At 62.2% G+C, this 13,174-nt stretch carries 13 protein-coding genes; 6 read left to right on the top strand and 7 right to left on the bottom strand.

The features are described from left to right. Positions 1-5: 5 nt before the first annotated feature. Positions 6-1,259 carry a sarcosine oxidase subunit beta family protein gene (locus tag ACQB61_RS06230; RefSeq protein ID WP_430511922.1) on the bottom strand — a complete coding sequence of 418 codons (1,254 nt, stop codon included), beginning with the start codon at positions 1,257-1,259 and terminating at the stop codon, positions 6-8. Between the two features lie 383 nt (positions 1,260-1,642). Between ACQB61_RS06230 and ACQB61_RS06235 the strand changes: the two genes are divergently transcribed. The 3 genes from ACQB61_RS06235 to ACQB61_RS06245 all read left to right on the top strand — a co-directional run bounded on the left by ACQB61_RS06235 (position 1,643) and on the right by ACQB61_RS06245 (position 4,577). Then, complete coding sequence (locus ACQB61_RS06235; protein ID WP_334252569.1) at positions 1,643-2,770, top strand: S-(hydroxymethyl)glutathione dehydrogenase/class III alcohol dehydrogenase; 1,128 nt, start codon at positions 1,643-1,645, stop codon at positions 2,768-2,770. Between the two features lie 10 nt (positions 2,771-2,780). Then, the gene (gene fghA, locus ACQB61_RS06240; protein ID WP_430511923.1) at positions 2,781-3,605 is read left to right on the top strand and encodes an S-formylglutathione hydrolase; all 825 of its coding nucleotides are present in this window, start codon (positions 2,781-2,783) and stop codon (positions 3,603-3,605) included. A gap of 216 nt (positions 3,606-3,821) precedes the next feature. After that, positions 3,822-4,577, top strand: a complete 756-nt coding sequence (locus tag ACQB61_RS06245) for an SDR family oxidoreductase (protein WP_430511924.1) — start codon at positions 3,822-3,824, stop codon at positions 4,575-4,577. A gap of 41 nt (positions 4,578-4,618) precedes the next feature. Here the strand turns inward: ACQB61_RS06245 and ACQB61_RS06250 are convergent, their stop codons facing one another. The 6 genes from ACQB61_RS06250 to ACQB61_RS06275 all read right to left on the bottom strand — a co-directional run bounded on the left by ACQB61_RS06250 (position 4,619) and on the right by ACQB61_RS06275 (position 9,669). Then, positions 4,619-5,035 (bottom strand): DUF423 domain-containing protein, encoded by a 417-nt coding sequence (locus tag ACQB61_RS06250; protein WP_430511925.1) that lies wholly within the window; start codon positions 5,033-5,035, stop codon positions 4,619-4,621. Between the two features lie 524 nt (positions 5,036-5,559). Then, positions 5,560-5,811 (bottom strand): type II toxin-antitoxin system ParD family antitoxin, encoded by a 252-nt coding sequence (locus tag ACQB61_RS06255; RefSeq protein ID WP_430514310.1) that lies wholly within the window; start codon positions 5,809-5,811, stop codon positions 5,560-5,562. Between the two features lie 171 nt (positions 5,812-5,982). Beyond that, the gene (locus tag ACQB61_RS06260) at positions 5,983-6,459 is read right to left on the bottom strand and encodes a trypco2 family protein (protein WP_430511926.1); all 477 of its coding nucleotides are present in this window, start codon (positions 6,457-6,459) and stop codon (positions 5,983-5,985) included. A gap of 22 nt (positions 6,460-6,481) precedes the next feature. After that, positions 6,482-6,718: a hypothetical protein gene (locus ACQB61_RS06265; protein WP_430511927.1), complete on the bottom strand. Its 237-nt coding sequence runs from the start codon at positions 6,716-6,718 to the stop codon at positions 6,482-6,484. Positions 6,719-6,923: 205 nt separating this feature from the next. Further along, positions 6,924-8,969 carry a M3 family metallopeptidase gene (locus ACQB61_RS06270; RefSeq protein WP_430511928.1) on the bottom strand — a complete coding sequence of 682 codons (2,046 nt, stop codon included), beginning with the start codon at positions 8,967-8,969 and terminating at the stop codon, positions 6,924-6,926. Positions 8,970-9,057: 88 nt separating this feature from the next. After that, the gene (locus ACQB61_RS06275; protein WP_430511929.1) at positions 9,058-9,669 is read right to left on the bottom strand and encodes a pyridoxamine 5'-phosphate oxidase family protein; all 612 of its coding nucleotides are present in this window, start codon (positions 9,667-9,669) and stop codon (positions 9,058-9,060) included. 118 nt (positions 9,670-9,787) lie between these two features. Here ACQB61_RS06275 and ACQB61_RS06280 point away from each other — a divergent pair, with 118 nt between their 5' ends. From ACQB61_RS06280 to ACQB61_RS06290, 3 genes are all read left to right on the top strand, one after another. Further along, positions 9,788-10,486, top strand: coding sequence for an aspartate/glutamate racemase family protein (locus tag ACQB61_RS06280; RefSeq protein ID WP_430511930.1), 699 nt, complete (start codon positions 9,788-9,790; stop codon positions 10,484-10,486). A 243-nt stretch (positions 10,487-10,729) separates the two neighbouring features. Beyond that, positions 10,730-11,473: a FadR/GntR family transcriptional regulator gene (locus tag ACQB61_RS06285; RefSeq protein WP_430511931.1), complete on the top strand. Its 744-nt coding sequence runs from the start codon at positions 10,730-10,732 to the stop codon at positions 11,471-11,473. Between the two features lie 116 nt (positions 11,474-11,589). Then, complete coding sequence (locus tag ACQB61_RS06290; RefSeq protein WP_430511932.1) at positions 11,590-13,101, top strand: ABC transporter substrate-binding protein; 1,512 nt, start codon at positions 11,590-11,592, stop codon at positions 13,099-13,101. The last annotated feature ends 73 nt before the right edge of the window (positions 13,102-13,174 follow it).

Here is a 13,174-nt window from a genome sequence, read left to right on the forward strand (position 1 = left end):
AAGCCTCAGTGAGCCACGGCGGCAGCGGCCGCCTCGTCGATCAGGCGTCCGGTGCGGAACCTGTCCAGGGAGAAGGGGGCGTTGATGGGGTGCGGCGCGCCGGTCGCAATGGTGTGGGCAAACACATGGCCCGAGCCCGGCGTCGCCTTGAAGCCGCCCGTACCCCAGCCGCAGTTGACATAGAGCCCCGGCACCGGCGTCAGCCCGATGATCGGCGAGCGGTCTGGCGTGTTGTCAACGATGCCGCCCCAGTTGCGCAGCATGCGCATGCGCCGGAACATGGGGAACAGCTCGCAGATGGCATCGAGCGTGTGGGTGGTGATGTGCAGCCCGCCTGCCTGCGAATAGGAGACGAACTGGTCGGTGCCCGCGCCGATCACCAGCTCGCCCTTGTCGGACTGGGAGATATAGGCGTGAATGGTGTTGGACATGACCACGCAAGGGAAGGCGGGTTTCACCGGCTCGGACACCAGCGCCTGCAGCGGATTGGATTCCAGCGGCAGCTTCAGCCCGGCCATGGCCATGACGACGGAGGTGTTGCCAGCCGCAACGCAGCCGATCTTTTTGGCGCCGATGAAGCCGCGTGAGGTCTCAACGCCCGTGATCTCGCCCGTGGGCGCACGGCGGATGCCGGTGACGGCGCAGTTCTGGATGATGTCGACACCCATGGCGCTGGCCGCGCGTGCATAGCCCCAGGCCACCGCATCGTGCCGGGCCGTGCCGCCCACCCGCTGCAGCGCCGCGCCCATCACCGGATAGCGGATGTTCTTTTCGATGTTGAGCGGCGGGCAGAATTCCTTCGCCTCTTCCGGCGTCATCCACTCGTTCTCGACCCCGGCCAGCCGGTTGGCGTGGATGTGGCGCTTGAACACCTGCACGTCATGCACCGTATGAGCCAGCATCATCACGCCGCGCTTGGAATACATGACGTTGTAATTGAGGTCCTGCGACAGGCCGTCCCACAGGTTCAGCGCATGCTGGTAGAGGGCGGCGCTTTCCTCCCACAGATAGTTGGAACGCACGATGGTGGTGTTGCGGCCCGTGTTGCCGCCGCCCAGCCAGCCCTTGTCCAGCACCGCTACATTGGTGATGCCATGCACCTTGGCCAGGTAATAGGCGGTGGCCAGCCCGTGGCCGCCCGCGCCGATGATGATGACGTCATAGGCGGCCTTGGGCTCCGGGGAGCGCCACTGGTGGCCCCAGTTCTTGTGCGCGCTGAAGGCGTTTTTCGCCAGTTCGAGAAGGGAATAGCGCGTCATGGCCGCCGGCAGGCTCCTTGTCATGGTGTGCCGCTGCGCCGCCGCCGGGCAGGGCTTGATGTTTCAGTGTGACTGACACGGGCGGCCGGGCACAAGGGGGCTCCCGTCAGAACAGGTTATCCATTTTTGCCAGAGGCAGCGCTGCATCCTAACCTCAGACAGTCCCGCAATGGTCAGAATCCGACATGCCCGCCGCGGCGGCCGTTCAGACTGGAAAATTCCGATGGAACAGGGGGCTCTGTGTGACAGCCTGAACAATTTGTGTCGCGTTTCGTGACACGCTCTGCCGCTCGATCTGTTACCGGGGGTGGCTCAGATGAACGCCACTGCTTATAACACGGCCATCATCATTGATGACTTGTCCATCGAAGGAGGGAGATCCCATGGAAGTTCGCGCCGCAGTCGCCGTTCAGGCGGGCAAGCCGCTGGAAGTCATGACCGTCAATCTGGAAGGCCCGCGTGCCTTCGAGGTTCTGGTGGAAATCAAGGCCACCGGCATCTGCCACACCGATGATTTCACCCTGTCGGGTGCCGACCCGGAAGGCATTTTCCCGGCGATCCTGGGCCATGAGGGCGCCGGTGTCGTGGTGGAAGTGGGCAAGGGCGTCACCAGCCTGAAGCCGGGCGACCATGTGATTCCGCTCTATACGCCTGAGTGCCGCGAGTGCCCGTCCTGCCTGTCGCGCAAGACCAACCTGTGCACCGCGATCCGCTCCACGCAGGGCCAGGGCCTGATGCCGGACGGCACCTCGCGCTTCTCCATCGGCAAGGACAAGATCCATCACTACATGGGCTGCTCCACCTTCGCCAATTACACGGTTCTGCCGGAGATCGCGCTCGCCAAGGTCAACCCGGACGCGCCCTTCGACAAGATCTGCTACATCGGCTGCGGTGTCACCACCGGCATCGGCGCGGTGATCCACACGGCCAAGGTGGAGATCGGCGCCACGGCGGTTGTCTTCGGGCTCGGCGGCATCGGCCTCAACGTCATTCAGGGTCTGCGCCTTGCCGGTGCGGACATGATCATCGGTGTGGACATCAACAACTCCAAGAAGGAATGGGGCGAGCGCTTCGGCATGACCCATTTCGTCAACCCGCTGGAAATCGGCGAGGACATCGTTCCCTATATCGTCAACCTGACGAAGCGCGGTGCCGACACCATCGGCGGTGCGGATTACACCTTCGACTGCACGGGCAACACCAAGGTGATGCGGCAGGCGCTGGAATGCTCGCACCGCGGCTGGGGCAAGTCGGTGGTCATTGGCGTCGCCGGCGCCGGGCAGGAAATCTCCACCCGCCCGTTCCAGCTCGTCACGGGCCGCACCTGGATGGGCACCGCCTTCGGCGGCGCGCGCGGGCGCACGGACGTGCCGAAGATCGTTGACTGGTACATGGACGGCAAGATCGAGATCGACCCGATGATCACCCATCTGCTGCCGCTGGAAGACATCAACAAGGGCTTCGACATGATGCACTCGGGCGAGTCGATCCGCTCCGTCGTGGTCTATTGAGGGGCGGGCGATGAAGACCGTTTCCGAAAGCCGCATGTATGGCGGCGTGCAGGGCGTCTACACCCATGACAGCGATGTCTGCGGCGTGCCGATGACCTTCGCCGTCTACCTGCCGCCGCAGGCCAAGGCGGGGCGCGTGCCCTGCCTGTGGTATCTGTCGGGCCTGACCTGCACCCATGAAAACGCCATGACCAAGGCCGGGCTGCAGGCCCATGCGGCCGAGTTCGGTCTGGCCATCGTCTTCCCCGACACCAGCCCGCGCGGCGAGGGTGTTGCCAATGACGAGGCCTATGATCTGGGGCAGGGCGCTGGCTTTTATGTCAACGCCACGCAGGACCCTTGGGCACCGCATTTCCGCATGGAAGACTATGTGGTGCGCGAGCTGCGCGATCTCGTGGCTGCGTCCTTCCCCGTGACGGACAGCCACGGCATCACCGGCCATTCCATGGGCGGTCATGGCGCGCTGACGCTCGCCATGCGCCACCCCGGCCACTATGCCTCGCTCTCGGCCTTCGCCCCGATTGCCCACCCGTCCGCCTCGGACTGGGGCCGTAAGCAGCTGGGGGCATATCTCGGCGCGGACGAAAGCCTGTGGCGCGGTCATGATGCGGTGCATCTGCTGGCGGACAAGGGCTGGTCTTCGGACCTTCTGGTCGATCAGGGCCTGTCCGACCAGTTCCTCGACCTGCTGAAGCCCGAAGCCCTCGCGGAAGCGCTGGGCCGCACCCGCACGCCCTCCACCGTGCGCCTGCAGGCGGGCTATGACCATTCCTACAACTTCGTCGCCACCTTCGGCCGCGATCACGTGGAATGGCATGCAGCACGGCTGAAGTAACGCTGCAGGACTTTATGCGATGAGCAAGGGGCGGGGCCGGGCACGGCTCCGCCCTTTGCCGTTGGTGCCCCCCGCTCCCCCATCCGCCGCAACCCGGAAAGCGAGCGGAATGCAAAAATATTCCTGTCCGGACAAGGGCTTGCCGGTCTGGTTTCGGGTCGTCCCGGCTTCTCCTGCCGCCTAGCTTGCCGGTGTTTTCAACCGGAGAGCAGTTCCATGCAACTGAAAGACAAGGTCATCATCATCACCGGCGCCAGCAGCGGCATCGGCGAAGCGGCAGCGCGGATGTTTGCAGCACGCGGCGCAAGGCTGGTCATTGGCGCCAGACGCAAGGACAGGCTGGAAGCGCTGGCAGCTGAGATCAGCGCGGGCGGCGGCGCAGCTGTCCCTGTCTCAGGGGATGTGGCTGAGGCGGAACATGCGCAGGCGCTGGTGGATGCCGCGCTCGGCCAGTTCGGCCGCCTCGACGGGGCCTTCAACAATGCCGGCATGGTGGGGGACATGGTGCCGCTGCCGCAGATGAGCCCGGCCAACTGGCACCGGGTGCTGGAGGTGAATCTCACCAGCGCCTTCCATCTGGCACGGGCGCAGATCCCGGCCATGCTGGCGGATGGCGGGCAGGGCGCCATCGTCTTCACCTCCACCTTCGTCGGCCATGCGGCGGGCCTGCCGGGCATGGCGGCTTATGCGGCGGCAAAGGCGGGGCTCATTGGCCTGACGCAGGTTCTGGCCGCCGAACATGGGGCAGCGGGGCTCCGGGTCAACGCCCTGCTGCCGGGCGGCACCCGCACGGACATGGCGCCGCAGGATCAGGCCTCGCTGGACTGGGTGGCCGGGCTGCATGCCCTGAAGCGCCTTGCCCGGCCGGAAGAGATCGCCGCCGCAGCAGCCTTCCTCCTCAGTGACGATGCCTCCTTCGTCACCGGCACGGCACTGACCGCCGATGGCGGCAATTCCATCTCAAAAACCTGAGGCAAGCTCCCGGTGTGCCAAACGCACCGGGAGGTCAGTCTTCAGCGCGGCCGCACGAAGGCCGCGCTGAGCAGCACGGCGAGCCAGCCGCAGATCATCAGCGTTCCACCCGTGGGCGCGGACATGGCAAACAGCCGTTCAGCCGTGAGCGCCCGGCTGACCAGATCGCCGCTGAACAGCGCAACGCCTGCCAGCAGCAGCACGAAGGCCACAGGCAGCAGCGGCACCCGCCGCAGCTGCGCCAGCGCGCCAAGGCCCAGAAACGCCGGGGCGTGGAACAGCAGCATGCCGGATGCCACGCTCATCAACCCGGTTGCATCCATATGCGTGCCAAGCGCCGCCAGCGCGACGCCTGCCGCCCCGCAAAGCCCAGCCGCCACCATCCCCGCCCGGAACAGCGGATGTGCGGCCTGTGACGCCGCATTTTCAGAGGGAGAACCTTGAGAAGAAACCTGCATCCTGCACCACCATCAGCCAAACCCGGCACCCCACGGCGCCCTCGGGGAGTATCTGTCCCGGCAAATCTACCGGCGGGAGGAGCTAGTGTCGATGTGCGGGGGAATGGCAAAGGGACGCAGGGGGAGGGGAGCTGGTCAGGGATGTTTCGCGGCTTGCCACAAGGTTCCAAGTCTCTCCCAAAGGGCGGTGTTTACATTGAACGCACGGAGAAGGACCGCGCCTTCGTCTTGCCGCAACGCCCCTCTCCCCCTTGAGGGGGAGATGTCTGCGTCAGCAGACAGAGGGGGTATCAGCGCCTCGATACGGCAGGATCTCTCGTATGACTGGGTAGTCCGTTACCCCCTCTGCCCCCTGCCGGGGGCATCTCCCCCTCAAGGGGGAGAGGAGTTGGAGCCTGACTGGCAGTCCGTTTTAGACAATAGCTCCTGAGGGACAGAGGGGGGCTTCCGCTTGTAAGAGGTGCCGAAAAACACTCTCTCGCGCTTCAAGGTGGAGGCACAAATTTGTCATCTAGACGCCACAACTAGCCGCCGTGCGGAGCTACTGGCCGTGTCGGAGCTGCCTCGAACAGCTCTTCTTTTGAGCGGCTGCCCAAGCCGCTCTGCAGACCTTCGTCCACATGGCGCTTCATGGCCGCAATCTTGTTGCTGCGCTCCTGATCCTTGCGGATCAGATCAAGCACATAGCCGCTCGCATTCGCATAAGGGCCGGTGCGGGCCTGCTCCTCCACCCATTCCTTCCCGGGATCAGGCAAGGATACAGTCATGGCCGCCATCAGCATCACCGCTATCCCGATATCATGCCATATGTGGTGAGGCTTGTCAGTTTCTGAGCGGTCTTCAACCTCTGATGCTGCCAAAGTTTTGCTCCGGAGCCTGCAAAAAAAGATTTGATTATTAAAATAATAAATAAACAGTCAATGCTAGATTGAAAATATAAAATGCTTTTATTCGGTCAATTGGGCATTGTTTATTAGTTTCATTTCGACATTTGTAGTTTTGTGATGGTTTTTTAATTGGGTTAGGTTAAAGAAAATTGGCTGAGGTGGCGCCCATAGGAATGTTGGAAACTTTCTTTTTTCATCAACTTTTTGCATGCGGTCTTTGTCGCCCTCAGGAAGTCGAATGGGAACACTGAAGCTAATTTTATTCGCTGATCCGGCGGTATGTTTTCCGCCGCCTTCGACGCCGATACCGAAGACTTTAACCTTTGCTCCTGCTCCGCCTTCCGTTTCCGTTGTAACGGACACATCAAAGTCCACTCGGGTGGCGATACCATACTGGCCTACGTTGATTAAATGTCCTCCGAATTGTGCATCCTTCATGAGGGCGTTAACATTTTCACCATCAGGCTTTTCTTGCGCGAGTTTTATGCCCTCGATTATCTGAGAAAGGGTTTCTGCTATAAAGTGTTTGAGCTCCAAAATTTCCTCCATTTAATCGGGTTTAGAACCATCCAGTCTTTTTGGTCGCTTGCTCGGGAACTGGGCTGAGGATATCAACTGTCCTTCCGACTTCTTTTGCACCCGTCTTTACTATATTCAGGGCTATTACATTGCTGTCATTCTGCAGCAAAATAGAATGAACCATTGCGCCTGCTGCCATCATAACTGTTGAATATCCGCTGATTTTCCACCCGTTTTCAATATATGTTTCCAGTTTTTCATTGTTCTCGTTACTCATTGCGGTGCTTTCTGAAGAGTGTTGATTGCTTTTTTATCATACTCCTGCTCCTTTGCTGTTTTAAGCAAAAAAGCAGTCGTTTGAAGTTTGGCAGGCGGGGCAGTCTTTGTCTCTGGCTCGTCGATTTAAGAGATGCGCAGTGCAAAATATCCCCCAGCCCAGTCTCCCGGGCCGGGGCATCACTTCCCTCTAAACTCTCACTCCCTCACGCCGCCTTCAGTCCGCGCTTTTCCAGCAGCGCTTCAATGTCCGGGCTGCGGCCGCGGAAGGATTTGTAGGCTTCTTCGGGGTCTTGGCGGCCGCCGGCGGAGTAGATGAAGTCGTGGAGGCGGGTGGCGGTGGAGGGGTCGAAGATGTTGCCGGTTTCCTCGAAGGCGCCGAAGGCATCCGCGTCCATCACTTCCGACCACATGTAGCTGTAGTAGCCGGAGGAATAGCCTTCGCCGGAAAAGGCGTGGGAGAAATGCGGGATGCGGTGGCGCATGATGATTTCGTCCGGCATGCCGATTTCCGCCAGCGCCGTCTTTTCATAGGCCGTGACATCAATGCCCGCCGGGTCCGCGATCTCGTGGAGGTTGAGGTCGAGGAGGGCGCAGGCGGTGTATTCCACCGTGGCAAAGCCCTGATTGAAGTTGCGTGCGCCCAGCACCTTGTCGAGCAGCGCCTTGGGCATGGGCTCGCCGGTCTTGTAATGCACGGCAAAGCGGGACAGCACCTCCGGCTGGCTCAGCCAGTGCTCATAAAGCTGCGAGGGCAGTTCCACGAAGTCCCGCGCCACGGACGTGCCGGAAATGGACGGGTAGGTGACATTGGACAGCAGGCCATGCAGCCCGTGGCCGAATTCGTGGAAGAGGGTGCGGGCATCGTCAAAGGTCAGCAGGGCAGCCTCGCCATCGGCGCCCTTCGAGAAGTTCATGACATTGACAATGACAGGTGTGACCTCGCCCTTTGCCCGGTGCTGCGGGCGGAAGGCGCTCATCCAGGCGCCGGAGCGCTTGGAGGGGCGGGCGAAATAATCGCCGAGGAAGAGGCCCACATGCTTGCCGTCGCGGCCCCGCACCTCGAAGACGCGCACATCCGGGTGATAGACCGGCAGGCCCTTCTTCTCCTCGAAGGTGAGGCCGAACAGGCGGGTGGCGGTGTCGAAGGCGGCTTCGATCATCTTGTCGAGCTGCAGGTAGGGCTTCAGCTCCGCCTCATCGAGGTCATGGTCGCGCTTGCGCACCTTCTCGGAATAATAGCGCCAGTCCCACGGGGCGATGGGGGCGTTGTTGCCCTCCGCACGGGCGGCTTCCGCCAGCTTGTCGCGCTCGGTGCGGGCCTGCGCCACGGCAGGCGCCCACACGCGGGTCAGGAGGGCGCGCACGGCCTCCGGCGTCTTGGCCATGCAGTCGTCCAGCTTGTAGGCGGCATAATGCGGATAGCCGAGCAGCTGCGCCTTTTCGGCGCGCAGGGCCAGCGTGCGGGCCACGGTTTCGCGGTTGTCCGTCTCCCCGCCAGTCTCGCCGCGTGCGGCCCAGGCCTTGAAGGCTTCCTCGCGCTTTTCGCGGTTGGTGGAGAATTGCAGGAACGGCTCGATGGAGGAGCGTGAAAGGGTGATGACGTGCTTGCCCTCAAGCCCCCGGTCACGGGCGGCGGCAGCGGCAGCGGCAAGCAGGAAGTCCGGCAGGCCGGCGCGGTCTTCCTCCGTCTCCAGCACGAGCTGATAGCTGGACTCATCCTTCAGCACGTTCTGGGCAAAGCGGGTGCCGAGGGTCGCCAGCTCCTGGCCGATTTCTGCCATGCGGGCCTTGCCGGTCTCGTCCAGCCCCGCGCCCGAGCGGGTGAAGCCCAGCTTGTAGCGCTCCAGCACCCGCAGTTGCTCGCCGGTCAGGCCCAGACTGTGGCGCCGCTCCCAAAGGTCAAACACGCGGGCGGCCAGCTTCGGGTTCAGCATGGTGTCGGAACCGTGCTTGGCGAGCTTCGGCGCCATGTCGCGCTCGATGTCCTGAAGTTCGGCATTGGTGTGTGCGCCGGTCAGGTTGAAGAAGGTGCGGGCAACGCGGGACAGGTCCTCGCCAGCCGTTTCAAGGGCAATGATCGTATTGGAAAAGCTTGGTGCCTCTGCCTGATCTGCGATGGCGTTGATCTCCTCGCGTGCGCTCTGCATGGCCGTTTCAAAGGCCTCGCGGAAATGCGCTGCGGTGATGTCAGCAAAGGGCGGCAGGCCAAAGGGCGTGGACCAGGCGGTGAGGAGCGGGTTTTCGGACATGAGATTTTCCAATGGTTTGCGGCAGGCGTTCTGCCTTCATATGGGGCAAGAGTTTCCAGATGCCAAACGTGGGTGGTGCGGGGGCGCCTCACCACATGCTTGTGCGGGCGCGTTCCGGCCATTCCTTGTCATAGGCCGTGCCGCCTACGGTGCCGTCCGAAAGGCTGGCGAGGATCTGGCCCGGCGTTGGCAGGGTGCGGGAATCCACGTGGGCGGAGGCGTCCCACAATCCGGCGCGCATGATGGCGCGGGCGCACTGGAAGTAGATTGTTTCGATGGAAATGACGAGAACGGATCGCGGGCGCTTTCCCTCCATTTCCAGCCGGGACAGCAGCTCCTCATCGATGCTGACAACAGCGCGGCCATTGACGCGCAGGGCGTTGCCATGGCCGGGAATGAGGAACATCAGCGCCACGCGGGGATCGCGCACCACATTGCGCAAGGAATCGATCCGGTTGTTGCCGCGCCGGTCTGGCATCAGCAGGGTGGTATCATTCTCGATGATGACGCAGCAGCCCTTGTCGCCACGTGGCGAACAGTCCAGCCCCTCCGGGCCGCTGGTGGCCAGTGCGCAGAAGGGCGCGGCCTCGATCAGGCGGCGGTATTCGGGCGTGATGCGCGGGCTTTCCTTCACTGTGGAAGCGGGGCCCGCAGTGCCATAGAGTTTTTCCAGATCGTCAATGCTGGTGATGATGCTCATCGTGCCGGTGTCCCTGATGCCTTTGCTGCGGTAGAGCTAATCTGGATCCGTCCCGGCCTGCCAGTGTTTTGACGCGGCGGGGCGCAATTTTTCAATGCGGGGAAAGCCGTTGCAGATCATGGACCATGCCGCCGCCGGGACGGTGCCACCGCTGGGCATCATCATGCTGGATACAGCCTTCGAGCGCCCGCCGGGCGATGTGGGCAATGCGTCTAGCTGGCCGTTTCCGGTACTGTACCGGACGGTCAGCGGCGCAACGGCGCGCAAGGTCGTGGGCGGAGATGATGGGGATCTGATGGATGCCTTCGTCGCCGCCGGAGAGGTCTTGCAAGGGCAGGGTGCCGTGGCACTCATCACCTCCTGCGGCTTTCTGGCTGCCCGCCAGCCGGTGCTTGCCTCCCGTCTGTCCCTGCCGCTGGCCACCTCCAGCCTGTTGCAGATCCCGGTGATTGCAAGCCTCCTGCCCAAGGGGCGCACGGTGGGGGTGATCACCTATGACGCAGCCTCTCTCGGTCCGGCGCACTTCTTGGGTGTGGGCGCAGATCCGGCGACGCCGGTGGCCGGCCTCCCGCAGGGCGGGGCTTTCCGGGGGTTGATCGAGGGCGGTGCGGCCTATAATGCGCCAGCGCTTCAGGCGGAACTGGAGGCGGTGGCGGAGCGGCTGATTGTGGAGCATCCTTCCACCGGCGCGCTCTTGCTGGAATGCACCAACCTGCCGCCGTTCTCGTCTGCCCTGCGCCAGCGCTTCTGCCTGCCCGTCTTCGACATTCTCACCCTCGGCCGCTGGCTGCATCAGGCTGCTTGCATGCAGATCTGAGGCGCTGAACCAGTTATCACATTGGTTCAGGCGTCCATATGCTTGTGGAAGCTGCCATTGCCCTTGGCTACCTTTCTGTGAGAAGAGCTGTCTCGCGCCTTTCAGCAAAATCACCGCCAGACTTTTCGCAAGAATAGTGTGCACTTGCACAATCTTTGGGCGTGCCGTTTGCTCAGCTTTTGCCGCTTGACAGACTGCCGCTTTGTCAAACAGGATGAACCAATCTTGTAAATGGTTCGCCTAATGGTCCAGACTTCACCACACCCTGACAATGCCAGTTACGCGCTGGAAAAGCTGCGCGATATGCTCCGCGAAGGTGACTTCGGTGCGGATGGCAAGCTTCCGACCGAGCGGGCGCTTTCGGCAAAGCTTGGCCTTGGGCGCCGTGCGATCCGCCGTGCACTCGAAGTGCTGGAGGCAGAAGGGGAAATCTGGCGCAGGCAAGGGGCGGGCACTTTTGCCGGACAGCGGCCTGGCAGCCTTGGGCAAGAGGTTGATGCGATTGTGGCGGGAGCCGACTTCATGGAGATCATGGAGGTCCGCCTGCGTATCGAGCCGCAGCTTGCGCAGCTGGCAGCGCTGCGCGCAAAGCCTGCGGAGCTGGCACGCATGCGGGATCTTGCCCGGCGCATCAAGGAAAGCGACGACGCAGATGCCCGCGAACTGTGGGACGGTGCCCTGCACAGACAGATTGCACAGAGCGCCCGCAACGATCTGTTTCTGACGATTTTCGACGTCATCAATCAGGTGCGGCAGGGCGAAGCCTGGCAGAACATCCGCGAGCGGGCCCGCACGGGCACGGGCATCAGCATGGCCTATGCACAACATGAGGACATCATTGCTGCGATTGCCGCGCGTGATCCGGCGCAGGCAGGGGAGGCGATGCGCCAGCATCTCCTGATGCTGCAGGAGCGCCTCATCCGCGCAACATCGCTGGATCATGACCTGCCTGTGCCAGTCGCGGTGGACGAGGCGGAGGCCTCCTGAAATTCCGCCGGGCGGCTGCCGCCCGGAACAGAGATTGCCGGGGCGAAGCTGCCCGGTTCAAGGGGCAGGCTGGTCCCTTGAAAGTGAAAAGAACCAACAGACCGGAGGTAAATGGCATGAACCGAATTTTGCGTCTGACGACCGCTCTTGCACTTGGTGCATTATCCGCCCTGCCTGCAGCGGCATCGGAACTGAAGATCGCTCTGCAGGATGATGCGGATGTGCTGGATCCGGCACAGTCCCGTTCTTTTGTCGGCCGTATCGTCTACACGGCGATGTGCGACAAGCTCGTTGATGTTTCGCCCGATCTCAAGATTGTGCCGCAGCTCGCCACGGAATGGGCCTGGTCGGAAGACGGCATGACCCTGACGATGAAGCTGCGCGAGGGTGTGAAGTTCCATGACGGCACGGACATGGATGCGGCTGCGGTCGTCGCCACCATCGAGCGGAACATGACGCTGCCCGAGTCCCGCCGCAAGAGCGAGCTGTCTTCGGTCGAGAAGGTCGAGGCAGTAGGCCCGCTCGAGGTCCGCTTCACGCTGAAAAAGCCTGACGTTACGCTGCTGGCTCAGCTTTCGGACCGTGCCGGCATGATTGTTTCTCCTGCCGCGGCTGAAAAGCTTGGCGCCAACTTTGGTTCCAGCCCGGTTTGCGCAGGGCCGTTCAAGTTCGTGGAGCGCATCCAGCAGGACCGGATCGTTCTGGAGAAGTTCCAGGACTACTGGAACAAGGACAATATCTTCATCGACAAGGTCACCTACCTGCCGATCCCGGATTCAACCGTGCGGCTCGCCAACCTTCAGTCGGGTGATCTCGACATGATCGAGCGCCTTGCCCCCACGGATGCCGCTGCGGTGAAGGCCGATCCCAACCTGACCTACGCCGATGTCGTCAACATCGGGTACATGTCGGTCTATGTGAACGTCGGCAATGGTTCGCGTGCGGACAACCCCTTTGGCAAGGACAAGCGTCTTCGTCAGGCGTTCTCCATGGCGCTCGACCGTGATGCACTTGTCCAGATCGTCTATGAAGGCACAGCAGTGGGCGGCAACCAGCCTTTCCCGCCGAACAGCCCCTGGTTCAACAAGTCGATTCCGGTTCCTGCCCGCGATGTGGAGAAGGCGAAGCAACTCGTGAAGGAGGCCGGGTTTGACCGTGTTCCTGTCGAGCTTCAGGTTTCCAACAACCCGGTTGCCCAGCAGATGATGCAGGTGGTGCAGTCGATGGTGGCCGAGGCGGGCATCGATGTGACGCTGAAGTCCACCGAGTTTGCCACGCTGCTCGATGAACAGACCCGCGGCAATTATCAGATGTCCCGTTCGGACTGGTCCGGCCGCGTCGATCCGGATGGCAACATTCACCAGTTTGTCACCTGCAACGCTGGTCTCAACGACACCAAGTACTGCAACCCGGAAGTGGACAAGCTTCTGAACGAAGCCCGCGCTTCGACTGACGATGCCGTGCGCAAGGAAAAGTATGACGCGGCAACCGCCATCCTCAACGACGACATGCCGATGATCTATCTCGGTCACCAGTCGTGGATCTGGGCGATGAAGAAGGACATCACCGGCTTTGTTGCATCGCCGGACGGCATGATCCGTCTTACCGGCCTGAAGAAGGAAGACTGACATTGCTTCCCGGCGGGTTCTTCCCGCCGGGGGCTTGTCAGACTGTAAAGCGTCTGGGCCTCTGTCCAGGCGC

This window comes from Pannonibacter phragmitetus (genome assembly GCF_050510895.1).
In the GTDB taxonomy this organism is placed as follows: Bacteria; Pseudomonadota; Alphaproteobacteria; order Rhizobiales; family Stappiaceae; genus Pannonibacter; species Pannonibacter phragmitetus_B.